Source organism: Vibrio sp. VB16, from assembly GCF_015594925.2.
GTDB lineage: Bacteria > Pseudomonadota > Gammaproteobacteria > Enterobacterales > Vibrionaceae > Vibrio.
This window is the reverse complement of the sequence record NZ_CP087590.1, coordinates 409,107-434,369: the sequence shown is the minus strand read 5'-3', so window position 1 is coordinate 434,369 and position 25,263 is coordinate 409,107. Positions and strand designations below refer to the sequence as shown.

Sequence of the window (25,263 nt, the reverse complement as noted above, 5' to 3'; positions counted from 1 at the left end):
TCCCGCACGCATTATCGAGACTATCATACCCTTACTATTAAATTATACGTTCTGGAGAACATCATGACACAAGATGAAATGAAGAAGGAAGCTGGCTGGGCTGCACTCAAGTATGTTGAAGCAGGAAGCATTGTTGGAGTTGGTACAGGCTCAACAGTTAAACACTTCATTGATGCACTTGGAACCATGAAAGATGACATCAAAGGGGCGGTATCTAGCTCTATAGACTCAACAGAGAAACTGAAGGCACTGGGAATCGAAGTCTTTGATTGTAACGAAATCGATAAGCTAGATGTGTATGTTGATGGTGCAGATGAAATCAACCCCGCAAAAGAGATGATCAAAGGCGGTGGAGCAGCACTGACACGTGAAAAAATTGTTGCCGCGCTTTCAGACAAATTCATCTGTATCGTCGATGGCAGCAAGGCAGTTGATGTCATGGGCGAGTTTCCCCTACCTGTAGAAGTTATTCCAATGGCTCGTTCATTCATTGGGCGCGAGCTAGTTAAATTAGGTGGTGATCCTGCGTATCGCGAAGGCGTGGTAACGGACAACGGAAACATTATCATTGACGTGTATGGCTTAAAAATTATCAATCCAAAGCAACTAGAAGATCAAATTAATGCTTTGCCAGGTGTTGTTACCGTTGGTCTATTTGCTCATCGCGGTGCTGATGTTGTCATTACTGGTACACCAAATGGTGCAAAAATCGAAGAGTAAATAATAGAATTCCGTAATTTGACTACAAACGGTGCATTTATGCGCCGTTTTTTATTAATTATTCCGTAATATTCTTACCCTTTTGTCACTTTTTTTGATAATTTAGGAGTCAGAAAATGTACAGCAGCATCGTTTGGCAAATAAGTCAGACAAAGGTTATACATTGATTACTATAATTTGTGCCGACGAAACATCCCCCATTTTAAGGACGAGAATTAATGGCTAAAGTATCACTGGAAAAAGATAAGATTAAAATACTGCTGTTAGAAGGTCTACACCCTTCAACTGTAGAGGTTTTAGAGTCTGCTGGTTATACCAATATTGCATACCACAAAGGCTCTTTATCTGATGACGAATTGCTAGAAGCGGTAAAAGATGTACATTTTATTGGTATCCGATCCCGAACAAATTTAACAGACGAAGTATTCAAAGCAGCAAACAAGCTCGTTGCCGTTGGTTGCTTCTGTATTGGGACAAACCAAGTAAATCTGAAGTCCGCAGCAAAACGTGGCATTCCAGTATTCAACGCCCCATTCTCCAATACGCGCAGCGTAGCTGAGTTGGTATTAGGTCAAGTTCTTCTCATGTTAAGAGGTATCCCAGAAAAAAATGCTCTAGCACACCGTGGGATATGGAAAAAATCAGCCGATGCTTCATACGAAGCTCGCGGCAAAAGACTTGGCATCATCGGATACGGACATATCGGTACCCAACTCGGCATTATTGCTGAAAACTTGGGCATGCGCGTCTATTTTTACGATATAGAAAACAAGTTATCGTTAGGTAACGCAACGCAAGTTCATACCATGAGCGAACTGCTTAATAAATGTGATGTTATTTCACTTCACGTACCTGAAACTGATGGTACTAAAAATATGATGGGTGCTGAAGAGTTCTCACGCATGAAACCTGGCGCCATCTTTATTAACGCCGCTCGCGGAACGGTCGTGGATATACCAGCGCTTTGTGAGGCACTTGAATCAGGTCATCTTGGTGGCGCCGCGATTGATGTATTCCCAACAGAACCAAAAACAAATGCAGATCCGTTTGAATCACCATTGATGAAGTTTGACAATGTTATCTTAACACCTCATGTCGGGGGATCGACTCAAGAGGCACAAGAGAATATCGGCATTGAAGTAGCGGGTAAACTTGCTAAATATTCTGATAATGGCTCAACGCTTTCTTCAGTGAACTTTCCTGAGGTATCTTTACCAATCCATAAAGAGGCATCTCGATTACTCCATATCCACGAGAACCGTCCAGGCATCCTGACCCAGATAAATACCATCTTTGCTGAGGAAGGCATTAACATTGCGGGTCAGTACCTACAAACAAACTCTGATATGGGCTACGTGGTTATTGATGTAGAAGCAAGCCGTTCGCAAGAAGCTCTTGTAAAACTGAAAGAGATTGAAGGCACGATTAGAGCTCGTCTACTCCACTAATCGTATTACAACAAAAAAGGCATCTGAAGATGTCTTTTTTGTTGTTTTTTATATCTTGTCACTGCAAGTGAGGTCATATTCTGGATATGAGCCCCGCGTCCTTTCAACGTTTTATTTTTGCCCATATCTATTTCTAAACAAGACACTAGATGATCTCAAAAATGCTAATACTTGTCGTTTAGTCTGCCAATTTGTATATCACCGATACTCTATCTTTAATGACTAAAGCAGAATCGTCATATCCGGCAGGAGATGACTCGCTTCGGCTATCCATTGTTTTCATCATAATCGGTGGTGCATATGAATTGTTGTACGATATTTTCCAAATACCATCGAGATCCATTCCGAACCCTTTCGCCAAAGATTGCGCTTTCTCGTTGGCATCTTTAATGGCTTCGTCCCTGGCTAGTTCTTGATATTTTTTGTGTTCGGTTACTTTCAACTGAATAGTGTCTATACGATTGATGCCATCACCTAACGCCCCATCAATATAGGTATTCAAATGCTCTAACTGCGTCACAACAACCGTCATGCTTCTCGATGCTTGATACCCGACAAGCTCTGATTTTCCTGATTTTGGGTAACTATATTTGGGAGACAGATGAATATTCGTCGCTGAGATGTCATCTCTAGATACCCCGGCATTGGTTAGTCTTGCTATGAAAGCGGTTACGACGTCATCCACTCTTTTCTTTGCATCTTCTGCAGTAAGCGTTGACTCTTCCACTCTTACCGTAAACTCAGCCATATCAGGTTTGACAATCACTTCACCATAACCAGATGTTTCTATATGAGGAAAATTCCAGTTCTCAGCCCAAGAAGGTATGCTGTAGAGCGATAAAATAACGATAACTGACGTAAGGATTCTTTTCATTCCAATAACCTTAATTACTATTTGAGAATGATATGTTAACGATTAAAATTTCATTTACGTCATCAAAACGTTAGATTTATTTCTGTTGTGGCAGCTTTTCTTTTGCGTATTGGATAATTGCGTTAGAAAGCTGCTTAAGCACACCGCTTTCCAGTTGCCAGTGATGCCAATATAACGGGTTAGAGATACTAAGCTCAGGAACAATATTAACTAAGCTCCCTTTTTTAAGTTCATCACTAATTTGCAGTTTAGGAATCAATGAATACGCCACTCCTAAGGTGGTCAAATTAACAAACGCTTCTGAACTTCTTACTGTATGTTTAACCACACTTGTGATCGACAAAGAGAAGTTTTTTTGAATAAATTGCTCATGCATATGGTCGTATTGATTAAATACAACAGCTGGCGCCTTCATTAAGGATTCTCTGGTAACACCGTCAGAGAAATAACGTTGGCAAAAGTCCGGGCTTGCTACACATATATACTCTGAAACCCCTAAGAAATCGGCTACGCAACCAGGTATTGAATTGTTTTCTATACATATTGCTCCCACTACTTCTCCTGTCCTTAGTTTCTCTAACGTTCTGTTTTCATCATCAACAATGAAGTTAAGCGCTAATTTGGACTCCAAAAGAATCGGAGCAAGGCTTGGCAACAGCCAAGTGGCTAAACTGTCTGCATTCGTCGCTATTGACACATCGATGGGTAGATCACTATCGCTGCTGTTTAGATCCGGTAGGAGATCTTGTTCCAACAAAGAAACCCTACGATAAAGCCCTAAAAGTTTTTGACCTACAAGCGTTGCTCTCGGTGGTTGCTCTCTTACCAAGACTGGTTGTGAAGACCACTTCTCCAACTGCTTAATTCTTTGAGAAACAGCCGATTGAGAAATGCACAATTTTTTTGCTGCTTTCTCAAAACTGCGATAGTCCACCACCGCATCTAGCGTTTCTATCCATCGGTAATCCAAACCTCTCATTGTTATTCCTTTGCAGTCATTAGCTTTGCTTATTATATATTAATATTATTAAATTTATTTATGTTAGTGCATTCATTATGCTGTATTCAACTTCTAAACAACATTAAGGTACAGGTGTGAATTTTTGGATTTTATTTCAAGGTTTTGGGTTGGGAGCGAGCATGATCATCCCCATTGGTGCGCAGAACGCTTATATTTTAAATCAAGGGATAAAAAAGAATCATCACTTAACCGCCGCTACGTTGTGCAGCTTGATAGATGCATTATTAATTTCACTTGGTGTTTTTGGTGGCGGTGCCATTTTGTCTCAAAACGAACTTCTATTAAGCACGGTAACTATTGGTGGTATTGCTTTTCTTACTTTTTACGGTTACTTATCTCTAAAAAGTGCCTTTCAATCTCAAACTGAAAATCTCAATATCAATACCATTACCAAAAGTCGACGCAGCGTAATTCTAAGTGTGTTCGCTGTATCTCTACTCAACCCACATGTCTATTTGGATACCGTTGTTGTCCTCGGTTCCATTGGAGGTCAATTTGAAGGGAGTGATAGGTTATCTTTCGCTATTGGCACCATGACCGCTTCATTTGTTTGGTTTTTTGCCTTATCAATTGCGGCATCTAAGCTCGCGCCAACACTGTCAAAACCCAAGGTCAAAGCAAGTATCGATATAGGTGTCGCTCTAATTATGTTTCTGATTGCGGCTTCTCTTGCCAAAGGACTTATCATTCAACATCTATAACGGACAAAATTTACAATTCAATTAATGATTTTTTAGTCTTGGAAGTAACCCTTTCTAAATACAAAAAATAACACTCAATTTTTGTCCAAAAAAAAGCCCCAATTAAGGGGCCTTTTATAATGAGAGGATTGTAACTTAACCCTCTTTGTTTAGATGCACATCCATCTGTGGGAATGGTATCTCAATGCCTTCTTTATCCAAGCCTTCTTTTATAGCTTGAAGGGTATCAAAATAAACGGCCCAGTAGTCCGCAGTGCTGCACCAAGGGCGAGCAACAAAGTTAACCGATGAATCAGCAAGAGCAACGACACCAACTGTGATTCCCGGCTCTTTTAAAATACGTTCATCAGCTTCAAGGATTCGAGTAATTACTTCTTTAGTTTTCTGAAGATCTGCAGAATATGATACACCGATAACATGATCAATACGGCGAGTATCATGATGCGAATAGTTAACAATTGCCCCACCAATCACACTACCATTAGGAACAACAACCATTTTATTATCAGGTGTGGTTAATACCGTTTGAAATATTTGAATAGATTGAACAGAGCCAGCTACACCACCGATTTCAACATAGTCACCCGACTTAAATGGACGAAACGCAACAATAAGGACACCCGCGGCAAAATTAGAAAGCGATCCTTGTAAGGCTAGACCAACGGCTAAACCTGCAGCACCAATAACCGCAACCACAGAGGCGGTTTGAACACCAAGGCGACCTAACGCAGCAATCAATACAATGACAAACAAAAGATAACGAACTAATGCATGGACAAAATCAACAACCGCTTTGTCCAAGTTTTTCTTATTTAAAGCCTTGGCGACCGTGTTTGCTATACCTTTTACAATCAAGTTACCAATAAAAAGAATCAGCACAGCAGAGAGGATATTTACGCCGTATTGAATCAATAGTTCTGAGTTATCGGTAAGCCACGTCTCTGCCATTGAGAGACTCTCCGTTACACCTGCAACTACCGTGTCTTCACTCGCCATTTTTCCATCCTTAAACATTAGTTATACAACGTCCTTTACGGCTATAAGAATTTTATTCCCATAGCAAAGACGTCGTGATTTATACCGCTTTAGTCAGCTCAAAACAAAATTACATAAAATTAATTTATATTGCATTAGCATGCTGTTGTTTTATCGTTCATAAAGAGACACGTTTCTTGTTCGGTAGACGATAACGCAACCACCAAGAAAAGATCCAGACTCTAAATTAAGAATAACGACATTTTCACTACTAATGTTGTTTATTGTTATGCAGTTGTGAAATTTAAGCACAAAAAAACCGCTCAATCGAGCGGTTTTTACTATTTAACGATTTAAACGAATTATAATACGTCTACAGCATTAAGATCAGAGAACGCTTTTTCAAGGCGCGTAACCATAGAAACTTGAGCAGCACGTAACCATACGCGTGGATCGTAATGTTTCTTGTTAGGTGCTGACTCACCAGTTGGGTTACCGATTTGACCTTGCAAGAAATCGCGATTAGCAGCTTCGTACTGACGGATACCATCCCAACATGCCCACTGAGTATCAGTATCGATGTTCATTTTGATAACACCATAACCGATAGACTCTTGAATCTCTTCTTCAGAAGAGCCAGAACCACCGTGGAATACGAAGTTAAGTGCATTTGGTGCAAGACCAAATTTCTCAGTACAGTAAGCTTGAGAGTCACGTAAAATAGTTGGAGTAAGTACAACGTTACCAGCTTGGTAAACACCGTGTACGTTACCGAAAGATGCCGCGATAGTGAAGTTAGGGCTGATAGCATTCAACTTCTCATATGAATATGCAACATCTTCAGGAGAAGTGTAAAGCTCAGACGCGTCCATATCAGAGTTATCTACGCCATCTTCTTCACCACCAGTACAACCTAGTTCAATCTCTAGAGTCATACCCATTTTCGCCATGCGAGCAAGATATTGACCACAAATTTCAATGTTTTCTTCAAGAGACTCTTCAGAAAGATCGATCATGTGTGAAGAAAATAGAGGCTTACCCGTTTGAGCGAAGAACTCTTCACCTGCGTCTAGCATTCCGTCAATCCAAGGAAGAAGCTTCTTAGCTGCGTGGTCAGTATGCAGAATAACTGGAACACCGTAAGTAGCGGCAACAGCGTGTACATATTTAGCACCCGCTACAGCGCCTAGAACCGCAGCACCTTGACCTTCTAGCTTAACACCTTTACCAGCGAAGAATGCAGCACCACCGTTAGAGAACTGAACGATAACAGGAGCTTTAGCTTTAGCTGCTGCTTCTAATACTGCGTTTACAGAATCAGTACCAATACAGTTAACTGCAGGAAGTGCGAAGTTGTTTTCTTTTGCAACTTCAAATACTTTTTGTACGTCTGCTCCAGAGATAACACCTGGTTTTACGAAATCGAAGATCTTAGACATGGAATGAGTCCTATTTTCTGTCGTTTTAAATTAAATTCTTAAAAATTTGCAATCGTTTGCTCATAACGCGCAGGCATTCTAACAATAAATAGCCAGCATCAGCAAACACAAAGGCGAGAGTATATTCCCGCCTCCATAAATCATTATGCTTTAGCACGTTCTTCTAGCATTGCTACAGCAGGAAGTACTTTGCCTTCAACAAACTCAAGGAATGCACCGCCACCTGTTGAGATGTAAGAAACATCTGCTTTAATACCGAATTTGTCGATAGCCGCAAGAGTATCACCACCACCAGCGACAGAGAAACCTTCTGAATCAGCAATGGCTTTAGAGATGCCAGCGGTGCCTGCTTCAAAGTTTTTGAATTCAAATACACCAACAGGGCCATTCCAAAGAATGGTTTTAGCGTTGCTGATAATTTCAGCAAGAACCGCAGTAGATTCTGGGCCAAGGTCAAAAATCATGTCGTCATCTTGAACCTCAGAAACATGCTTGATTACCGCTTCCGCATTTTCATCAAATGCTTTTGCACAAGCAACATCAGTTGCTACAGGGATTGCACATTCTTTCATCAATATCTTAGCGGTTTCAACTAGGTCTGCCTCGTATAAAGACTTACCTACATTGTGACCTTCAGCTGCGATAAATGTATTCGCAATACCACCACCAACAACAAGCTGGTCGGCAATTTTAGAGAGTGACTTAAGAACGGTTAGTTTAGTTGAAACCTTAGAACCACCAACAATAGCAACAAGAGGACGCGCTGGATTGTCCATCGCTTTGCCTAGTGCTTCAAGTTCTGCAGCAAGAAGAGGGCCTGCACAAGCAATTGGTGCGTTAGTTCCAACACCGTGAGTTGAAGCTTGAGCTCGGTGAGCAGTACCAAACGCATCCATTACAAATACATCACAAAGCGCCGCATACTTCTTAGAAAGCGCTTCTTCATTCTTCTTTTCGCCTTTATTAAAGCGAACGTTTTCAAGAACAACAAGCTCACCCGTGTTTAGTTCTAGACCGTTTAAGTAATCTTTTGCAAGTTTTACTTCACAATCAAGTGCATCATTTAAATAGTTAACTACAGGTGCTAGAGAGAACTCTTCAGCATATTCGCCTTCTGTAGGACGACCTAAATGTGAAGTAACCATTACTTTGGCGCCAGCTTCTAGGCACATCTTGATAGTAGGAAGTGATGCTAGAATACGTGCATCAGAAGTTACTTTACCGTTTTTTACTGGCACGTTTAGATCAGCACGAATAAATACACGTTTACCTGCTAGATCCAGGTCAGTCATCTTGATTACAGACATTGTTTGTCCTCTCGATTTATAAATTTAAGAAAGTTTATTTAGCTCGGCATATACCAAGCATAGAAATTCTTTAACTGCTATGTCATGTGGGGGTAGATTTCATTTATTTCAATGGGCAAATAAATTATTTAAGCTACTTTTTACATGACAGCATTGCAATAGTTGTGTCTAGCATTCTATTGGCGAAACCCCATTCGTTGTCACACCAAACTAGCATTTTCACTAGACGACCATCACTCACTCTAGTTTGCGAACCATCCACGATTGCACTGTGTGAATCGTGATTGAAGTCGATCGAAACTAAAGGCTTCTCAGTATAGTCAACAATGTGACGTAATGTACACTGAGATGCCTCTATGATGGTTTGATTTACGTCATTAACTTTCACTTTTGTGTTAATTGTGACGCTTAAATCCATTGCCGTCACATTTACAGTGGGCACTCGCACCGAAATTGCTTCAAATTTGTTGGAAAATTTCGGAAATATTCTTTCGATTCCTTTATGAAGTTTCGTATCCACAGGAATAATTGACTGACTAGCAGAGCGAGACCTTCTCAGATCCGGATGATAAGCATCAATAACTTGTTGATCATTCATCGATGAATGAATTGTCGTGATGGTGCCAGAGTCGATTCCAAATGCATCATCTAATACCTTGATTATCGGTACGATACAGTTAGTTGTACAGGATCCATTTGACACAATATTATGCTTATCCAGAAGTGTTTTATGGTTAACACCATAGATGATGGTATTGTCTAGATCGTTTGCTCCTGGATGAGAAAACAGTACCTTTTTTGAGCCCGCAGCAATATGTTTAAGCCCATCGTCTCTATTTCCATATACACCCGTGCAGTCTAAAACAACATCAACTTGCAGATCTCTCCACGGCAGTAGCTCAATATCCGCTAAATGAAGAATTCTAACCGAATCGAACTCACCATTCTGATGATGGATAAAAAGGTGTTCTTGGTCGTTAGATACTTTTTTACCAAAACGTCCATGGCTAGTGTCGTATTGAAGAAGATGCGCCATCGCATCCGGTTGTGCCAACTCATTTACGGCAACAACTTGAATCTGGTTATTTTTACCACTTTCATAAAGCGCACGCAGCACATTACGACCTATCCGGCCGAAGCCATTAATTGCTATTCTTAGCATCGACTGAAATCTCATCCTTTTTGTTTGAACAAGGATAATACTGGATATAGAGATAAATCGCATGCAGAAAAAAACCGAGCAATCTGCTCGGTTTTATTTCGCGATGGCTCGTACGGTTACGCGAGCACTTCATTCGCGGCTTTAACCACGTTCTCGACAGTAAAGCCGAACATCTTGAAGAGTTCACCCGCTGGAGCCGACTCACCAAAGGTGGTCATTCCGATAATACGACCGTCAAAACCAACGTACTTGTACCAGAAATCAGCAATACCCGCTTCAACAGCAACACGGGCTCTTACGTCAGCAGGTAGAACGGCTTCACGGTAAGCGGCGTCTTGCTTATCAAATACATCCGTTGCAGGCATAGAGACAACGCGTACCTTTTTGCCTTCGGCTGTCAGTTGCGCGGCGGCTGCAACGACAAGCTCAATTTCTGAGCCAGTGGCAATAAGGATAAGCTCAGGCTTACCATCACAATCCTTCAATATGTAGCCACCCTTAGCAATGTCAGCAACTTGAGACGCGTCGCGCTCTTGCTGTGCTAGGTTTTGGCGAGAGAAGATAAGCGATGTTGGGCCGTCTTTACGCTCAATAGCGAATTTCCAAGCCACGGCGGATTCAACTTGGTCACAAGGGCGCCATGTGCTCATGTTTGGTGTCAAACGTAGAGAAGAAACCTGCTCAACCGGTTGGTGCGTTGGCCCATCTTCACCCAAACCAATGGAGTCATGCGTATAAACCTGGATATTCTGCACTTTCATCAGTGCAGCCATGCGTAAGGCATTACGTGCGTATTCCATAAACATCAGGAAGGTCGCGCCGTAAGGAACAAAACCACCGTGAAGGGCTAAGCCATTCATGATAGCCGTCATACCGAATTCACGCACACCGTAATGGATGTAGTTACCCGATGCATCTTCCGGTGTGATTGACTTAGAGCCAGACCACATGGTGAGGTTTGAAGGCGCAAGGTCAGCCGAGCCACCCATAAATTCAGGTAGCATCGCACCAAACGCTTCTAATGCATTTTGAGACGCTTTGCGTGAAGCGATATTCGCTGGGTTAGCTTGAAGGTCTGCAATGATTTGAGACGTTTTTGCTTCCCATTCTGCTGGTAGCTCACCGTTTACGCGGCGTTTGAATTCTGCTGCAAGCTCTGGATATGCTGCTTCATAAGCTGCAAATTTCTCGTTCCACGTTGCTTCCTTAGCTGCGCCTGCTTCTTTTGCAGACCATTGCGCATAGATTTCCGATGGAATTTCAAAAGGACCGTGCTCCCAGCCTAACGCTTTACGTGTTGCAACAATTTCGTCTGCGCCTAGTGGTGCGCCGTGACAGTCGTGAGTACCTGATTTGTTAGGAGAACCAAAACCGATCACTGTTTTAGTACAGATAAGAGTAGGTTTACCCGTTTCTGCTTTCGCCGCTTCAATCGCTGCATTGATAGCCGCTGCATCGTGACCATCTACCGCAGGGATAACATGCCAGCCGTACGCTTCAAAACGTTTCGGTGTGTCGTCTGTAAACCAACCGTCTACTTCGCCATCGATTGAGATGCCATTGTCATCCCAAAATGCAACAAGCTTACCAAGGCCTAAAGTACCCGCAAGAGAACACGCCTCGTGAGAGATACCTTCCATCAAACAGCCATCGCCCATAAACACATAAGTGTTGTGGTCAACAACGTCGTGACCTTCTTGGTTAAACTGAGCGGCCAATGCTTTTTCAGCTAATGCCATACCCACGGCGTTAGTGATACCCTGACCAAGAGGACCCGTCGTGGTTTCAATGCCTGGTGCATAGCCATATTCTGGGTGACCTGGTGTTTTCGAGTGTAGCTGACGGAAGTTTTTCAAGTCGTCAATAGAAAGCTCGTAACCTGAAAGGTGAAGCAGAGAGTAAATCAGCATAGAGCCGTGGCCGTTAGACAATATAAAACGATCTCGGTCAGCCCACTCTGGGTTTTGTGGGTTATGGTTTAGGTGACCACGCCAAAGTACTTCGGCGATATCAGCCATACCCATAGGTGCGCCAGGGTGACCTGAGTTGGCTTTTTGAACACCGTCCATGCTAAGGGCACGGATTGCATTTGCTAGCTCTTGCTGAGAAGGTAGTTGAGAAGGCATGTCTGCTCCTGAGTAGATACACGAATTCATTGATTAAGGTGAACGCTAGTTAACCTAAACACAGTTAATTAATAGCGGCGCTATATTCTCTCAGAGCGAAATTAGGACTGCAATCGATTTCCTCGCCAATTATTAGCGAATATCTAACACTTTTTGATGAAAGTCATCTCATCTACTTAAATTTGTATTCACGTACTCTATGATCCAGTTCAAAAAAAACTTGTATTTCTAGCTTCAAATACTAAAATAGACGTCTAGATGTAAAAACGCCTACTCAAGCGTATTTTTTGCACAATTCATTTTCTTATTTTTTAGAGGTGCTACATGGCATCTTTTTTAACGTTTTAATACGGAGCTGTCTACTATGGCTAAACATCTATTTACTTCTGAATCTGTTTCAGAAGGCCATCCAGATAAAATCGCAGACCAAATTTCAGATGCTGTTCTTGATGCCATCCTTGAGCAAGATCCTAAAGCACGTGTTGCTTGTGAAACCTATGTAAAAACTGGCATGGTCATGGTTGGTGGTGAAGTAACCACATCTGCATGGGTAGATATTGAAGAGATCACTCGTCAGACCGTTCGTGAAATTGGCTACGTTCATTCAGATATGGGTTTCGATGCGGACTCTTGTGCAGTACTGAATACCATCGGTAAGCAATCTCCAGACATCAACCAAGGCGTTGATAAAGCGGATCCAAAAGAGCAAGGTGCTGGCGACCAAGGCATCATGTTTGGTTATGCAACAAACGAAACCGCAGTATTAATGCCTGCACCTATTACCTATTCTCATCTACTTGTTCAAAAACAAGCAGAGGTTCGTAAAAATGGGACGCTAGATTGGCTGCGCCCAGATGCTAAAAGTCAGGTCACTTTCCAATACGATCAAGGCAAGATTGTAGGTATTGATGCCGTTGTTCTTTCAACTCAACACAGCGATACTATTTCTACACCGGATCTGCGCGAAGCAGTGATGGAAGAGATTATCAAGCCAGTACTTCCTTCTGAATGGCTAAGTAAAGAGACTAGCTTCTTTATTAATCCAACGGGTCGTTTTGTTATTGGCGGCCCAATGGGTGACTGTGGTCTTACTGGTCGTAAGATTATTGTGGATACTTATGGCGGTGCAGCTCGTCACGGTGGCGGAGCATTTTCTGGCAAAGATCCATCAAAGGTGGATCGCAGTGCAGCTTACGCCGCTCGTTATGTTGCTAAAAATATTGTTGCCGCTGGTTTTGCAGATCGCTGTGAGATTCAACTTTCTTATGCCATTGGTATTGCTGATCCAACATCGATTATGGTCGAGACATTCGGAACCGAAAAAGTGTCCCACGACGTCATCATCAAAGCCATTCGTCAGTTCTTCGATCTTCGTCCATATGGCCTACAAGAAATGCTCGACCTTCTTCAACCAATCTATAAGAAAACGGCAGCTTACGGCCACTTTGGCCGTGAAGAATTCCCTTGGGAAGCGACAGATAAAGTCGACGTTCTACGCGATTTTGCTGGGCTAAAGTATTAACGTTTATTCTGTTAAAAAAACGCTTAAAATATAACACGAAGCCCTCAATTATAGAGGGCTTCGTTATTTTTTCCCTAAAATTCATTCGTTTAACGCTTCACTTTCCTCTCCCCAAAATTGGACTAGACTTAACCTAGATGAAAATAATACTGAGTTGCAATCTCATTATCGAATGCACTTTTGTTATTACGTTTTCATCCCTTCAATTTTTGTAAATAGAGGTTCATCGTCGTTAGATTTAATGAACCTCTATTTGTTGGAATTGGTCATCAAGTTGTTAATCTCTTCTAGGGAGGCCACATGGCTACAATTGTGCCAGATAAACTACATAAAAAAGAATCTAAACAACATCATGTTCCTGATCATGACTACGCACGAACGATTGCTTGCAATAAGATCGATGCTTCCGCGCCCTTTCGTTGGGTGAGATTGGGTATTAAGGATTTTTTCCTACTACCAACCATCAGTTTTTTTTATGGGCTTTGCTTTATGGCCGCCGCGATCGCGGTAGTTCAATTAACTCAGTGGCAAGGATCACACCTTATTGTGTTACCTAGTCTTATCGTATTTATGCTAATAGGTCCATTTTTAGCGCTTGGACTGTATGACGCGAGTTGGCAGCGCGAGAAAGGTCATCAAGCTAATCTTCTTAAATCTATAAAAGCGATCAATAGAAACTCTACTTCTCAATGGGCATTCGCGGTATTGCTCACTGTTACTCTAATTTTTTGGATGAGAATTGCCGCTCTTGTGCATGTTTTTTACCCACAAGTTGAAAGCGCACCGTTAGCTGACTTCATTCCTTTTCTTCTTACTAACGCCGTTATCGGGTTAGTGGTTGCTGGGTTGATTTTCAGTATTTCTGCTTTCTCTATCCCGTTAATGATGGAAAGGCGTGTAGACATGATGACTGCCGTGTTTACAAGTTTCAATGCTGTAAAAGAAAACCTATCGGCAATGATTGTCTGGGCGATAATGATCTGTATTGGTACCCTAATTGGCTTTGCGACCTACGGCGTCGGAATGCTAGCGGTCATTCCAATACTTGGGTATGGTACATGGCATGCTTATCGCGAAACCATAGTAAGAAAATAGAATTCACCTTATAATCAGCGCCTCAGATAATACTGAGGCGTTTTTTTTAGGAGTTTTCTTTGGGCAATATAGAGCTTACTTATCAAGCAAAAAAAGCATTGTGTCATCATGTTGCCACTGCGAATCAATATTTTGGCCAATCATTTCCGATCCCTGATATCAACTTTAAACTTAGAGGAAAGGCCGCCGGAAAGGCTTATCTACAAGGCTGGGAAATTCGTCTTAATCCGATTCTTTTTAGTGAAAATAGAGAGCCGTTCTTGCAAGAAGTCATCCCACACGAATTAGCACATTTAATCACTTTCCAGCGATTTGGCCGTGTGAAGCCTCATGGGAAAGAGTGGAAGATGATGATGGAACGTGTATTTCTATTGCGTGCAAAAACCACACACAACTTTGAAATCACCTCGGTTCAAGGAAAGACATTTGAATATCAATGTCAATGCAACTGTTACCCACTCACTATTCGTCGCCATAACAAGGCACAAAATGGCAACGCACAATACAGCTGCAGAGAGTGCAAACAAAAACTCGTTTACACAGGCATTCAATTAACCTAGTCAGGTTATTAGAGCAAACTGGAATAACTTAGGATAAACAACCTAACGTAATACCCTTGTTTTTTCAGCAAAATGCATCCATGTTATCAACAGAAAATAAACCTCAGGACCACCAGCAATGCGCGTACCTAGAATTTACCATCCAGAAATCATAGACAATCTTGGCATTATCTCTTTAGGTGAAGATGCAGCTGGCCATGTTGGCCGCGTACTAAGAATGAAACCAGGCCAAGAGGTACTCTTATTTGACGGTACAGGCGCACAGTTTCCTGCAACCATTACAGAAGTCACGAAAAAGTCGGTTCTTGTAGAAGCCCTGGCAAGAGTGGAATGTAGTATTGAGTCACCGTTAGATATTCACCTAGGTCAGGTTGTCTCCCGTGGCGACAAGATGGAATTTACAATCCAGAAATCTGTCGAGCTCGGCGTTAATACAATCACTCCGCTAATTTCCGAAAGATGCGGTGTAAAATTGGATACCAAAAGGTTTGAAAAAAAACTTTATCAGTGGCAAAAAATAGCAATCGCAGCATGTGAACAGAGCGGAAGAAATTGTATTCCCACAATTAGACCTATCATGCAATTAGAAGAGTGGTGTGGAGAAGAAGACAATGCGCTTAAATTAAACCTTCATCCTAGGGCAAAATACTCTATCAACACACTACCTGAACCCATTAAAAAAGTTAGATTACTTATTGGTCCTGAAGGCGGCCTATCTGCAGAAGAGATCGCCATGACGGAATCATATAAATTTGAAGAAACGCTGTTAGGCCCGCGAGTATTAAGAACAGAAACGGCTGCACTAACGGCAATTACCGCATTACAGGTCCGCTTCGGTGATCTTGGCTAATCTGCCTTGGCGACCCTAAACAGAGGAGAACACAATGATTAAATTAGGCATAGTAATGGACCCAATTTCGTCCATTAATATTAAAAAAGATTCTAGCTTTGCCATGATGATTGAGGCACAGAAACGCGGCTACGAAATTCACTATATGGAGATGAACGATCTTCACCTAGAACAAGGTGTCGCGATTGCAGATACCAAAATAGTCACGTTAAAAGAAGATCCTAATTCATGGTTTGAATTCAGATCAGAGCAAACCATCGAACTTTCTGAATTAGATGCTGTTTTAATGCGTAAAGATCCCCCTTTTGATACCGAATATATCTATGCGACGTACATTTTAGAGCGCGCTGAAGAAAACGGTGCTTTAATTGTTAATAAGCCACAAAGCTTACGTGATTGTAATGAAAAACTGTTTACCGCTTGGTTCCCTGATCTCACACCAACGACAATAGTGACTCGTAAGTCCGATAAAATTAAAGCTTTTCAAGAAGAGCACGGCGATATTATTTTAAAACCATTAGATGGAATGGGTGGAGCGTCAATATTTCGTGTTAAGAAAGGCGATCCGAATGTCTCAGTCATTATCGAAACCCTAACCAATCATGGGCAAAATTATGCCATGGCTCAGACATTTGTTCCGGATATCAGTAATGGTGATAAACGCATTCTAGTGGTCGACGGTGAACCGATGCCATACTGTTTAGCTCGTATCCCAGCAGAAGGAGAGACCCGTGGTAACCTTGCTGCAGGAGGCCGAGGCGAAGCGAGACCATTGAGTGAAACGGACAGAAGAATAGCAATGGCTGTCGCTCCGACACTAAAAGAGAAAGGGTTAATATTTGTCGGTCTAGATGTTATCGGTGACAGATTGACGGAAATAAATGTCACCAGCCCAACGTGTATTAAAGAAATAGAAGCCGCATTCGATGTATCAATTACAGGCAAGTTGATGGATGCCATAGAGCGTCGAGTAAATAAATGATCGGGTAATGGAGTCTATATGAATTTAGCTAACCACTTTTTAGTTGCAATGCCTAACATGCGAGATCCGCTTTTTCATCGCTCAGTGATTTATATTTGCGAGCATAGTAAAGACGGTGCAATGGGGATTGTGGTCAATGCTCCTATCAACATTACAGTAGGCGGAATGTTGAAAAAAGTAGATGTAGACTCTGTTCACCCACAGATCCATAAAGAGAGCTTGGAAGCCTCAGTGCTTAACGGAGGCCCCGTATCGGAAGATCGAGGCTTCATTCTTCATGAACCGAAAGATCAATACCTTTCTAGTATTCAAATGACCGATCGCCTTAGTGTCACCACGTCCAAAGACATATTGAGCGTATTGGGGACAGAAGCAGAACCTAACAACTATATTGTTGCTCTTGGTTATTCCGGTTGGACAGCAGGACAGCTAGAAAATGAATTAGCGGAAAACTCCTGGTTAACCGTAGAGGCTGATCCAATGGTGATATTTGAAACTCCGGTACAAGAAAGATGGGAAAAAGCCGTGCAGATGTTAGGCGTTGAGCCAAGTCAGTTGTCGGCAGATACGGGACATGCTTAAACATCGGTTAAAAACCTGTCATTCAATAGAAGCAATACATTTCAATAACTAAGAGTACAAAATGAGTTCAAATTCTAAAACCATTATTGCTTTCGATTTTGGTACAAAAAGTATCGGTAGCGCCGTTGGGCAAGAGATAACGGGTACAGCAACACCATTAAAAGCGTTTAAGGCTAACGACGGCATTCCAAATTGGGGGGATATTGAAAAAATGCTTAAAGAGTGGCAACCCGATCTAATTGTTGTTGGTCTCCCTACTGATCTACACGGTAAAGAACTAGAAACCATATCCCCAAAAGCAAAGAAGTTCGCTAATCGACTACATGGACGGTTTGGTTTTGCTGTAAAACTGCATGATGAGCGTCTTTCAACAGCAGAAGCGAGAGCTGACCTATTCGAGATGGGTGGCTATAAAGCACTGAGTAAAGGTAATATTGACTGTCAATCAGCGGTAGTTATCCTGGAAAGTTGGTTTGAATCTCAGTGGCGCTAACGAAAATAGGCGTTGTAATAATACTTATTTTCGTCAGCTCGAGTTTTAATTACCCCATATCTACCTTTACACCTGACAATGCACTACTGTCGAGTTCGCCCCTATTTGTCTTCATCATTAGTCGCAAATCATTTGCAGAATCAGCACTGTGTAGTGCATCAACTTCTGTGATCTTGCCTTCTACCACAAGTTGGTAAAGCGACTGGTCAAATGTCCTCATACCTGATTCTGCTGATTTAACCATTGTTGGTTTCAGTTCATGAAGATCACCGCGCCGAATAAGATCGGAAACTCTTGGTGTATTAAGTAATACCTCAAAAACACCATGTCGGCCTTGTCCATGTTTATCTATAATCAACTGTTGACCAATTATGCCCTTCAAGTTGCTCGATAGGTCAAATAAAAACTGTTCTTTATGGTCTTTAGGAACCAGATTAAGAATGCGTTCTAACGCTTGATTCGCATTGTTTGCATGCAATGTCGCCATACATAGATGGCCTGTTTCGGCAAATGTCATGGCAAATTCCATAGTTTCACGACTACGAATCTCACCAATTAAGATCATATCTGGTGCTTGGCGAAGTGAGTTTTTTAATGCCACTTCATAGCTTTCAGTATCAACACCAACCTCCCTTTGCGTAACAATGCATTGGTCATGTTCATGAACAAATTCAATTGGGTCTTCCACTGTCAAAATATGACCGCTTCTGTTCTGATTTCGATATCCAGTCATTGCTGCCATGGTGGTCGATTTCCCTGAACCAGTAGAACCGACAATCAAAACGAGTCCTCTTTTTGCAACGGAAAGCTCTTTCATTATCTCTGGGAGCATCAATTCATCACAGGTAGGGATTTCTGTCTCGATTCTTCTTATCACAGCACCAGGCAGCTCTCGTTGAAAAAAAGCACTCACACGATATCGGCCACTATTGCGTACTATCGCAAAGTTCGCTTCTTTGGTTCGATCAAATTCCGATTTTTTTTCATCATCCATCAGAGCATTAAGCAAAAAAGAGACGCTCTCTTTATTCAGTTTTTCTCCGATGGCACGCAATTGCCCGTCAATACGCAGCAGGCAAGGCGAGTCGACCGTAATGTATATATCTGACGCTTTATTGACGCTCATCTCATACAGAAGAGTATTAATATCAACAGCCTTGTTAAGATCCATCGGTTTATGACCCAAACGACATCGCCTCCATCTCAATTTTCTTATTTACTTCATCAATGTCGACGATATTCTTCGCCAACAGCTGCTTCGCACTCTGTTCCATTGTTCTCATACCAACGGAAGAGCTCGTTTGAATAATGGAATACATTTGGGCAACTTTATCTTCTCGGATAAGATTTCGGATTGCGGGTGTGCCCATCATAATTTCGTGACATGCAACTCGGCCACCACCAATTTTTTTCAATAATTTTTGTGCAATAACGGTCTTAAGAGATTCAGACAACATTGACCGAACCATCGATTTGTCACTTCCTGGGAAAACATCAATAATTCGATCAATCGTTTTTGCCGCTGAGCTTGTATGCAAAGTACCAAATACCAAATGACCCGTTTCTGCAGCCGTCAACGCCAAACTAATGGTTTCTTGGTCCCTTAATTCACCAACAAGAATGACATCTGGGTCTTCACGCAGTGCCGACCTTAACGCGGCCTTAAAGCTATGGGTGTCTTTATGCACCTCACGTTGATTAATTAAACACTTAATATTTGAATGCACAAATTCAATTGGGTCTTCGATGGTTAATATATGCTTATTAAAGTTACGATTGATATGATTAACCATTGCCGCTAACGTTGTTGATTTTCCAGAACCCGTTGGCCCAGTGACCAATATCAAGCCTTTTTCCATTTCGGAAATTTCACTAAATATACTTGGTGCATCTAACTCTTCTAGCGTAGGGATATCCATTGGGATGGTGCGCAAAACAGCTGAGCACCCACGTCTTTGATTAAAAGCATTGATGCGGAATCGGCCTATTTGTGGAATCTCATACGAAAAATCGACTTCAAGCTTCTCTTCAAATTCACTTCTTTGTGCATCCGTCATTATTTCAAATAACAGGTGATGCACCTCAGAATGACTTAAAGGAGGAATACCTAGCTTCCTAACATCGCCATCAATGCGTATCATAGGGGCAACACCAGCAGAAAGATGTAGATCTGAGGCATTATGTTTTACACTAAAATCTAATAGCTCAGTGATATCCATATAAATTCCTTAATAAAGTCAATTATGTATAGTATTCAACAAAATATTGAACAGGTCACTAAACAGATGCGCACTGCCGAACATAAGTGTGGTCGAGAACCAAGTTCCGTGCAACTTTTGGCCGTGAGTAAGACCAAACCCATAGAAGCCATAGAAGCAGCGATCGAGGCAGGACAAAAAGCATTCGGTGAAAACTACGTCCAAGAAGGTGTCGAAAAGGCACAGTATTTTACTAAAAACTTTAACAATGCAGGGTTAGAGTGGCACTTCATTGGTCCAATCCAATCCAATAAAACCAAACCTATTGCCGAAAATTTCCAATGGATTCACTCTATCGATAGAGGCAAGATTGCTCAACGCTTAAACGACCAAAGACCTAACGAATTACCACCTTTACAAGTTTTAATACAAGTAAACACAAGTGGGGAGGAATCTAAGTCAGGTATTAATGAAGCAGAAGTTTTTTTATTAGCTGAGTTGATTTATTCCCTTCCTAACCTCACTTTAAGAGGATTGATGTCTATTCCAGCAAATGTAACCAACTATGAGTCTCAGTTGAACGCTTTTACTCAATTAGCCGTTATTCAACAGAAACTCGCTGATAAATACGCAGAAATAGATACACTATCTATGGGCATGAGTGGTGATATGGAAGCCGCTGTTCAGGCTGGAAGCACGATGGTACGTATTGGCACCGCTATTTTTGGTGCTAGAGATTACCCTACTACATCTTAATTTGTTGTTAATTACGGAAGAGGTCAGTCAATGGAAAACAGAAAAATCGCCTTTATTGGAGCTGGTAATATGGCTCGCTCAATTATTGCAGGGCTTACATCAAGTGGATATGATTCAAGCAACATTATAGCCACAGACCCAAATAAGGAACAGCGCGATTTATTGACGACTCTGTATGATATCAATACCACAGGGGACAACGCAGAAGCGGCCAACAGTGCTGATGTTATTGTGCTAGCGGTAAAACCTCAGATTATGGAATTAGTTTGCGGTGGATTAACCACTGTCGATTTATCAAATAAACTGGTTATATCAATAGCCGCTGGCATTTCTGCAACGAGACTAAATACGTTTTTAGAAACTGAAGTTAACTTAGTTCGAGTCATGCCTAATACGCCAGCATTAGTAAGTAAAGGGATGAGCGGCCTTTATGCCACACCATTGGTTAGTGACGCTGATAAAACATTCGCCAGCCAACTTATGCAGGCCGTAGGCAAAGTATGTTGGGTTAACGAAGAATCTGCTATTAATAACGTCATTGCTGCGGCTGGAAGCGCTCCTGCTTATTTTTTCCTGTTTATGGAAGCAATGCAAAATGAAGCGATAGCTCAAGGCTTTGACAAGGAGACCGCAAGGTTACTTATCCAACAGTCTGCCCTTGGTGCAGCTGAAATGGTCATTGCAAATGCCGATATCGATATTTCTACATTAAGAGAACAGGTTACCTCAAAAGGTGGTACAACAGCCGAGGCCTTACGCACTTTTAATGAACACCAACTTACGGAGATTGTGGCCAAAGCAATGCAAGCCGCCGTTTCTAGAGCAGAAGAGATGGAAAAGCTCTTCTAATTACCAATTAACCAGTTTAGTTTTAACCTTAAGGGTCCACAATGAATTCAATGAACTTTCTTATTTCCACCGTGTTTGATCTCTATATCATGGTGGTATTATTGAGGATATGGTTACAAGTGGCTCGCGCCGATTTCTACAACCCTTTTTCTCAATTTATAATTAAGGCCACTCAACCGATTGTCGGCCCGCTTCGCCGAATCATTCCGTCGATAGGTAGCTTAGATTTATCCACCGTACTGTTTGCTTATTTACTGTGTGTTATAAAATTTGTTGCCTTGATTCTAGTTGCAAATGGGACGCTCGTCTTTAGTGTCGATTTCTTAATATATGGTTTCTTATCGCTATTAAAAGCCGCCGGCGGTTTATTGTTCTGGGTACTCCTTCTAAGGGCGATATTGAGCTGGGTAAGTCAAGGCCGCAGCCCAATCGAATTTGTATTCCATCAATTAACCGATCCATTACTCGCACCAATTCGTCGAATCATTCCAGCGATGGGTGGTTTTGATTTAAGTGTGTTGGTATTGTTTATAGGGCTTCAATTTGCCAACTTCCTGATGAGCGATCTTATTGGACCTATTTGGCTACAGCTATAATGTCAGCAATCACACAAGATCTCGATGATCTTGTCCTTAAGCTCTATATCCAACCAAAGGCCAGCAGGGACAAAATTGTTGGCCTGCATGGAGAAGAGCTTAAAATTGCAATTACGGCACCACCAGTAGACGGAAAAGCTAACGCCCATTTAACCAAGTTTTTATCTAAGCAATTTAAAACTGCAAAAGGTGATATTAAGATAGAAAAAGGTGAATTAGGCAGGCATAAGCAAATAAGAGTAAGCTCTCCTTCCCACATCCCAGATATCATTAAAGCTCTCTTGTGAGAGCTTTTTAAATTCAATTGATTACGAAGTACACACCTATGACAAAGAAAATAGTATTGGCAACAGGAAACCAAGGCAAAGTAAAAGAGATGGCAGACCTACTCTCTGATTTTGGTTTTGATGTATTCGCTCAAAGTAAATTCAATGTTTCAGAAGTAGCTGAGACAGGGACCACTTTTATTGAGAACGCCATAATAAAGGCTCGACATGCTGCCAAAGAAACAGGCTTACCTGCTATTGCCGACGACTCAGGCCTTGAAGTCGACAGTTTGTTGGGTGCTCCAGGCATCTATTCTGCTCGTTACTCTGGTGAAAACGCGACAGATAAACAGAATTTAGATAAGCTGTTAGCCAATATGGTTGATGTTCCTGAAGACAAAAGAACGGCACGTTTTCACTGTGTATTAGTATTAATGAAACACGAAAATGACCCAACTCCCATTGTTTGCCACGGAAAATGGGAAGGCAGAATTCTGACGAAACCAAGCGGCAAAAATGGATTTGGATATGACCCTATTTTCTGGGTACCCGAAACAAACTGTGCATCGGCTGAACTTGATTCCGTTCAGAAAAAACAGTTATCGCACAGAGGCAAAGCGCTAAAACAATTATTTGCCACATTAAGTAGCGAACAATAACCTATGTTTACCCCGTCAAAACCGATGCTAACACCACCAAACCTCAGTCTTTACGTTCACATCCCATGGTGTGTTCAAAAGTGCCCCTATTGTGATTTCAATTCTCATGCGCTAAAAGCTAAGATCCCAGAAAAGCAATATATTGACGCCCTAATTGAAGATTTAGATACCGATATATCACGTTATTCCATCGAACAAGACCATCGAAGGTTACACTCTATTTTTATCGGCGGTGGGACACCTAGTTTAATATCTCCTCACGAAATTGGACGGCTGTTAAAAGAAATTGGTAACCGAATACCCTTCAAGGAAGATATTGAAATCACCATGGAAGCCAACCCTGGCACCATTGAAGCCAAGCGTTTTGAGCAATATAAAAAGGAAGGGGTAACTCGAATATCAATTGGCGTACAAAGCTTTGAGCAATCCAAGCTAAAAAGGTTAGGAAGGATCCATGGTAAGGAAGAAGCGATCACCGCAGCAAAACTTGCTCACAAGATAGGTTTAACAAGCTTTAATTTGGACCTGATGCATGGTCTACCAGATCAAACGGTAGGCCAGGCTCTCACTGATCTCGAAAAAGCCATTGAGCTTAATCCTCCTCATCTTTCTTGGTATCAACTAACTATAGAACCAAACACGCTTTTCCACTCAAAACCACCGATATTACCGGATGATGATGCACTATGGGATATATTCGATTTAGGTCATCAGAAACTCTTTGGTGCAGGTTATATCCAGTACGAAATATCTGGCTACAGTAAACCCGGTTATCAGTGCCAACACAACCTGAACTATTGGCGTTTTGGTGACTATTTAGGCATTGGTTGTGGCGCTCACGGTAAGCTCAGCTTCGCCGATGGTAAAATCATCAGAACAACCAAAGTAAAACACCCTAAAGGCTATTTAAATCTCATCAAACCCTATTTACAAAGTGAAACAGAAGTAGAAAATGCCGATCGTCCATTTGAGTTCTTTATGAATCGTTTTAGACTCATCGAGGCGTGTCCAAAACAAGATTTCATTGAAACAACAGGACTAAGCATTGATGTTATCCAACCTAAAATAAACTGGGCAGTAGCGAAAGGGTACTTACAGGAAAGTGAATATACTTGGCAGGTAACAGAAAAAGGAAAACTGTTTTTAAATGACCTGTTAGAAGGGTTTATGTAATAAGGACTCGCGGGTGTAAAGCTAAGGAATAAATCAAGCTCTTTAGCATTACACCTGACACTCGGTAATCTCTTAACCTACATGTTTGTATTTAATGTCCCAAACCCCATGACCCAACCTATGGCCACGCGCTTCAAATTTGGTTAATGGTCGCTCTTCTGGTCTAGGAATATAATCCCCATCAGACGCGATATTCTCGTAACCTGGCGCTTCGTTCATTACTTCAATCATATGCTCAGCATAGTTTTCCCAATCTGTTGCCATATGGAAAACACCTGACTCAACAACCAATTTTTGACGTACCATAGCGACAAAATCCAATTGAACAATGCGGCGCTTGTGGTGGCGTTTTTTATGCCAAGGGTCAGGGAAAAACAGTTGTAACGTAGTCAAACTGTTATCTGGAATCATATGAGTGAATACTTCAACCGCATCGTGGCACATCACTCTCAAGTTAGTCACACCGGCATCATTTGCCAAACTCAAACAGGCACCAACACCAGGGCTATGTACTTCGATGCCAATAAAATTCTTTTCTGGCGCGTTTTTAGCCATCTCTACCAATGACGCCCCCATACCAAAACCAATCTCTAATACAACGGGATTACCATTGCCAAAAACCGCCTGCCAATCTAGCAGCGTATCTTGATAATCGATACCCATCGTAGGCCAGCATTCTGTTAAAGCCGCTTCTTGACCTTTTGTTAGGCGTCCTTCACGACGTACAAAGCTACGTATTTTTCGTACTAACTTACCATCTTCAGTATATTCGTTTGTCGTTACTTCGCTCATCGGCTTTGCCTGTTCATTGTTCAATCAAAGCGTGGATTATCCAAAGTTTCATCCATGGTGCAAGGAATTTTCTTTAAAAAATACCCTTAATATATATGTGTTTTACACACATCCTTA

Annotated in this window: 26 protein-coding genes; 16 read left to right on the top strand and 10 right to left on the bottom strand. The window is 41.7% G+C overall.

Translation table 11 applies throughout. From position 1 onward, the window contains the following. Positions 1–63: 63 nt before the first annotated feature. Both rpiA and serA read left to right on the top strand, forming a co-directional pair. Complete coding sequence (gene rpiA, locus IUZ65_RS02140) at positions 64–720, top strand: ribose-5-phosphate isomerase RpiA (protein WP_195702160.1); 657 nt, start codon at positions 64–66, stop codon at positions 718–720. A 218-nt stretch (positions 721–938) separates the two neighbouring features. Then, positions 939–2,168 carry a phosphoglycerate dehydrogenase gene (gene serA / locus IUZ65_RS02135; protein WP_195702159.1) on the top strand — a complete coding sequence of 410 codons (1,230 nt, stop codon included), beginning with the start codon at positions 939–941 and terminating at the stop codon, positions 2,166–2,168. A 178-nt stretch (positions 2,169–2,346) separates the two neighbouring features. Here serA and IUZ65_RS02130 read toward each other — a convergent pair whose 3' ends face one another. Both IUZ65_RS02130 and IUZ65_RS02125 read right to left on the bottom strand, forming a co-directional pair. Next, positions 2,347–3,042, bottom strand: a complete 696-nt coding sequence (locus IUZ65_RS02130; protein ID WP_195702158.1) for an oxidative stress defense protein — start codon at positions 3,040–3,042, stop codon at positions 2,347–2,349. 76 nt (positions 3,043–3,118) lie between these two features. Then, positions 3,119–4,021 carry a LysR family transcriptional regulator ArgP gene (locus IUZ65_RS02125; RefSeq protein ID WP_195702157.1) on the bottom strand — a complete coding sequence of 301 codons (903 nt, stop codon included), beginning with the start codon at positions 4,019–4,021 and terminating at the stop codon, positions 3,119–3,121. A 116-nt stretch (positions 4,022–4,137) separates the two neighbouring features. On the opposite strand from IUZ65_RS02125, the gene IUZ65_RS02120 reads away from it, so the two are divergent. Beyond that, positions 4,138–4,764, top strand: a complete 627-nt coding sequence (locus IUZ65_RS02120) for a LysE/ArgO family amino acid transporter (protein ID WP_195702156.1) — start codon at positions 4,138–4,140, stop codon at positions 4,762–4,764. A 135-nt stretch (positions 4,765–4,899) separates the two neighbouring features. Here IUZ65_RS02120 and mscS read toward each other — a convergent pair whose 3' ends face one another. From mscS to tkt, 5 genes are all read right to left on the bottom strand, one after another. Next, positions 4,900–5,760, bottom strand: a complete 861-nt coding sequence (mscS, locus tag IUZ65_RS02115) for a small-conductance mechanosensitive channel MscS (RefSeq protein WP_195702155.1) — start codon at positions 5,758–5,760, stop codon at positions 4,900–4,902. Between the two features lie 341 nt (positions 5,761–6,101). Next, on the bottom strand, positions 6,102–7,178 hold the full coding sequence (gene fbaA, locus IUZ65_RS02110; protein WP_195702154.1) for a class II fructose-bisphosphate aldolase: 1,077 nt from the start codon (positions 7,176–7,178) through the stop codon (positions 6,102–6,104). A 143-nt stretch (positions 7,179–7,321) separates the two neighbouring features. Then, positions 7,322–8,485, bottom strand: coding sequence for a phosphoglycerate kinase (locus tag IUZ65_RS02105; protein WP_195702153.1), 1,164 nt, complete (start codon positions 8,483–8,485; stop codon positions 7,322–7,324). Between the two features lie 133 nt (positions 8,486–8,618). Continuing rightward, positions 8,619–9,647, bottom strand: coding sequence for an erythrose-4-phosphate dehydrogenase (gene epd / locus IUZ65_RS02100; RefSeq protein WP_195702152.1), 1,029 nt, complete (start codon positions 9,645–9,647; stop codon positions 8,619–8,621). A 116-nt stretch (positions 9,648–9,763) separates the two neighbouring features. Beyond that, positions 9,764–11,773, bottom strand: coding sequence for a transketolase (tkt, locus tag IUZ65_RS02095; RefSeq protein ID WP_195702151.1), 2,010 nt, complete (start codon positions 11,771–11,773; stop codon positions 9,764–9,766). Between the two features lie 364 nt (positions 11,774–12,137). Here tkt and metK point away from each other — a divergent pair, with 364 nt between their 5' ends. The 7 genes from metK (at position 12,138) to ruvX (ending at position 17,857) form a co-directional block, all read left to right on the top strand. Further along, positions 12,138–13,295 (top strand): methionine adenosyltransferase, encoded by a 1,158-nt coding sequence (gene metK / locus IUZ65_RS02090; RefSeq protein ID WP_195702150.1) that lies wholly within the window; start codon positions 12,138–12,140, stop codon positions 13,293–13,295. Positions 13,296–13,595: 300 nt separating this feature from the next. Further along, positions 13,596–14,390 (top strand): DUF2189 domain-containing protein, encoded by a 795-nt coding sequence (locus IUZ65_RS02085; protein WP_195702149.1) that lies wholly within the window; start codon positions 13,596–13,598, stop codon positions 14,388–14,390. 59 nt (positions 14,391–14,449) lie between these two features. Continuing rightward, positions 14,450–14,950 carry a SprT family zinc-dependent metalloprotease gene (locus IUZ65_RS02080; protein WP_195702148.1) on the top strand — a complete coding sequence of 167 codons (501 nt, stop codon included), beginning with the start codon at positions 14,450–14,452 and terminating at the stop codon, positions 14,948–14,950. Between the two features lie 118 nt (positions 14,951–15,068). Beyond that, positions 15,069–15,800: a 16S rRNA (uracil(1498)-N(3))-methyltransferase gene (gene rsmE / locus IUZ65_RS02075; protein ID WP_195702147.1), complete on the top strand. Its 732-nt coding sequence runs from the start codon at positions 15,069–15,071 to the stop codon at positions 15,798–15,800. A gap of 34 nt (positions 15,801–15,834) precedes the next feature. Then, positions 15,835–16,782 (top strand): glutathione synthase, encoded by a 948-nt coding sequence (gene gshB / locus IUZ65_RS02070; protein WP_195702146.1) that lies wholly within the window; start codon positions 15,835–15,837, stop codon positions 16,780–16,782. 18 nt (positions 16,783–16,800) lie between these two features. Further along, on the top strand, positions 16,801–17,364 hold the full coding sequence (locus IUZ65_RS02065) for a YqgE/AlgH family protein (RefSeq protein ID WP_195702145.1): 564 nt from the start codon (positions 16,801–16,803) through the stop codon (positions 17,362–17,364). Positions 17,365–17,425: 61 nt separating this feature from the next. Beyond that, complete coding sequence (gene ruvX / locus IUZ65_RS02060) at positions 17,426–17,857, top strand: Holliday junction resolvase RuvX (RefSeq protein WP_195702144.1); 432 nt, start codon at positions 17,426–17,428, stop codon at positions 17,855–17,857. Between the two features lie 49 nt (positions 17,858–17,906). Here ruvX and IUZ65_RS02055 read toward each other — a convergent pair whose 3' ends face one another. Both IUZ65_RS02055 and IUZ65_RS02050 read right to left on the bottom strand, forming a co-directional pair. Beyond that, the gene (locus tag IUZ65_RS02055; RefSeq protein WP_229638088.1) at positions 17,907–18,983 is read right to left on the bottom strand and encodes a PilT/PilU family type 4a pilus ATPase; all 1,077 of its coding nucleotides are present in this window, start codon (positions 18,981–18,983) and stop codon (positions 17,907–17,909) included. Between the two features lie 49 nt (positions 18,984–19,032). Continuing rightward, on the bottom strand, positions 19,033–20,076 hold the full coding sequence (locus IUZ65_RS02050; protein ID WP_195702142.1) for a type IV pilus twitching motility protein PilT: 1,044 nt from the start codon (positions 20,074–20,076) through the stop codon (positions 19,033–19,035). 24 nt (positions 20,077–20,100) lie between these two features. Here IUZ65_RS02050 and IUZ65_RS02045 point away from each other — a divergent pair, with 24 nt between their 5' ends. Genes IUZ65_RS02045 through hemW form a run of 6 tightly spaced genes read left to right on the top strand, consistent with a single transcriptional unit; the run spans position 20,101 to position 24,354 of the window. Further along, positions 20,101–20,811 carry a YggS family pyridoxal phosphate-dependent enzyme gene (locus IUZ65_RS02045; protein WP_195702141.1) on the top strand — a complete coding sequence of 237 codons (711 nt, stop codon included), beginning with the start codon at positions 20,101–20,103 and terminating at the stop codon, positions 20,809–20,811. 30 nt (positions 20,812–20,841) lie between these two features. Next, entirely contained in the window at positions 20,842–21,660 is an 819-nt protein-coding gene (gene proC / locus IUZ65_RS02040; RefSeq protein ID WP_195702140.1) for a pyrroline-5-carboxylate reductase, read from the top strand. A gap of 41 nt (positions 21,661–21,701) precedes the next feature. Next, on the top strand, positions 21,702–22,256 hold the full coding sequence (locus tag IUZ65_RS02035; RefSeq protein ID WP_195702139.1) for a YggT family protein: 555 nt from the start codon (positions 21,702–21,704) through the stop codon (positions 22,254–22,256). Further along, positions 22,256–22,543 carry a DUF167 family protein YggU gene (yggU, locus tag IUZ65_RS02030; RefSeq protein WP_195702138.1) on the top strand — a complete coding sequence of 96 codons (288 nt, stop codon included), beginning with the start codon at positions 22,256–22,258 and terminating at the stop codon, positions 22,541–22,543. Before IUZ65_RS02035 ends, yggU begins: the two co-directional genes overlap by 1 nt. 38 nt (positions 22,544–22,581) lie before the next feature. Then, the gene (locus IUZ65_RS02025) at positions 22,582–23,181 is read left to right on the top strand and encodes an XTP/dITP diphosphatase (protein WP_195702137.1); all 600 of its coding nucleotides are present in this window, start codon (positions 22,582–22,584) and stop codon (positions 23,179–23,181) included. Positions 23,182–23,205: 24 nt separating this feature from the next. Next, on the top strand, positions 23,206–24,354 hold the full coding sequence (gene hemW / locus IUZ65_RS02020) for a radical SAM family heme chaperone HemW (RefSeq protein ID WP_195704973.1): 1,149 nt from the start codon (positions 23,206–23,208) through the stop codon (positions 24,352–24,354). 72 nt (positions 24,355–24,426) lie between these two features. On the opposite strand, the gene trmB is transcribed toward hemW, so the two are convergent. Continuing rightward, the gene (gene trmB / locus IUZ65_RS02015; protein WP_195702136.1) at positions 24,427–25,146 is read right to left on the bottom strand and encodes a tRNA (guanosine(46)-N7)-methyltransferase TrmB; all 720 of its coding nucleotides are present in this window, start codon (positions 25,144–25,146) and stop codon (positions 24,427–24,429) included. Positions 25,147–25,263 lie beyond the last annotated feature (117 nt).

Coding starts and splice junctions, on each gene's coding strand:
- proC (WP_195702140.1), top strand. CDS start 20,842: ATGGAAAACAGAAAAATCGCCTTTATTGGAGCTGGTAATATGGCTCGC.
- metK (WP_195702150.1), top strand. CDS start 12,138: ATGGCTAAACATCTATTTACTTCTGAATCTGTTTCAGAAGGCCATCCA.
- IUZ65_RS02035 (WP_195702139.1), top strand. CDS start 21,702: ATGAATTCAATGAACTTTCTTATTTCCACCGTGTTTGATCTCTATATC.
- IUZ65_RS02025 (WP_195702137.1), top strand. CDS start 22,582: ATGACAAAGAAAATAGTATTGGCAACAGGAAACCAAGGCAAAGTAAAA.
- mscS (WP_195702155.1), bottom strand. CDS start 5,760: ATGGCGAGTGAAGACACGGTAGTTGCAGGTGTAACGGAGAGTCTCTCA.
- IUZ65_RS02125 (WP_195702157.1), bottom strand. CDS start 4,021: ATGAGAGGTTTGGATTACCGATGGATAGAAACGCTAGATGCGGTGGTG.
- hemW (WP_195704973.1), top strand. CDS start 23,206: ATGCTAACACCACCAAACCTCAGTCTTTACGTTCACATCCCATGGTGT.
- IUZ65_RS02055 (WP_229638088.1), bottom strand. CDS start 18,983: ATGAGCGTCAATAAAGCGTCAGATATATACATTACGGTCGACTCGCCT.
- IUZ65_RS02130 (WP_195702158.1), bottom strand. CDS start 3,042: ATGAAAAGAATCCTTACGTCAGTTATCGTTATTTTATCGCTCTACAGC.
- serA (WP_195702159.1), top strand. CDS start 939: ATGGCTAAAGTATCACTGGAAAAAGATAAGATTAAAATACTGCTGTTA.
- IUZ65_RS02045 (WP_195702141.1), top strand. CDS start 20,101: ATGTATAGTATTCAACAAAATATTGAACAGGTCACTAAACAGATGCGC.
- yggU (WP_195702138.1), top strand. CDS start 22,256: ATGTCAGCAATCACACAAGATCTCGATGATCTTGTCCTTAAGCTCTAT.
- IUZ65_RS02065 (WP_195702145.1), top strand. CDS start 16,801: ATGAATTTAGCTAACCACTTTTTAGTTGCAATGCCTAACATGCGAGAT.
- epd (WP_195702152.1), bottom strand. CDS start 9,647: ATGCTAAGAATAGCAATTAATGGCTTCGGCCGGATAGGTCGTAATGTG.
- rsmE (WP_195702147.1), top strand. CDS start 15,069: ATGCGCGTACCTAGAATTTACCATCCAGAAATCATAGACAATCTTGGC.
- ruvX (WP_195702144.1), top strand. CDS start 17,426: ATGAGTTCAAATTCTAAAACCATTATTGCTTTCGATTTTGGTACAAAA.
- fbaA (WP_195702154.1), bottom strand. CDS start 7,178: ATGTCTAAGATCTTCGATTTCGTAAAACCAGGTGTTATCTCTGGAGCA.
- trmB (WP_195702136.1), bottom strand. CDS start 25,146: ATGAGCGAAGTAACGACAAACGAATATACTGAAGATGGTAAGTTAGTA.
- gshB (WP_195702146.1), top strand. CDS start 15,835: ATGATTAAATTAGGCATAGTAATGGACCCAATTTCGTCCATTAATATT.
- rpiA (WP_195702160.1), top strand. CDS start 64: ATGACACAAGATGAAATGAAGAAGGAAGCTGGCTGGGCTGCACTCAAG.
- IUZ65_RS02085 (WP_195702149.1), top strand. CDS start 13,596: ATGGCTACAATTGTGCCAGATAAACTACATAAAAAAGAATCTAAACAA.
- IUZ65_RS02050 (WP_195702142.1), bottom strand. CDS start 20,076: ATGGATATCACTGAGCTATTAGATTTTAGTGTAAAACATAATGCCTCA.
- tkt (WP_195702151.1), bottom strand. CDS start 11,773: ATGCCTTCTCAACTACCTTCTCAGCAAGAGCTAGCAAATGCAATCCGT.
- IUZ65_RS02105 (WP_195702153.1), bottom strand. CDS start 8,485: ATGTCTGTAATCAAGATGACTGACCTGGATCTAGCAGGTAAACGTGTA.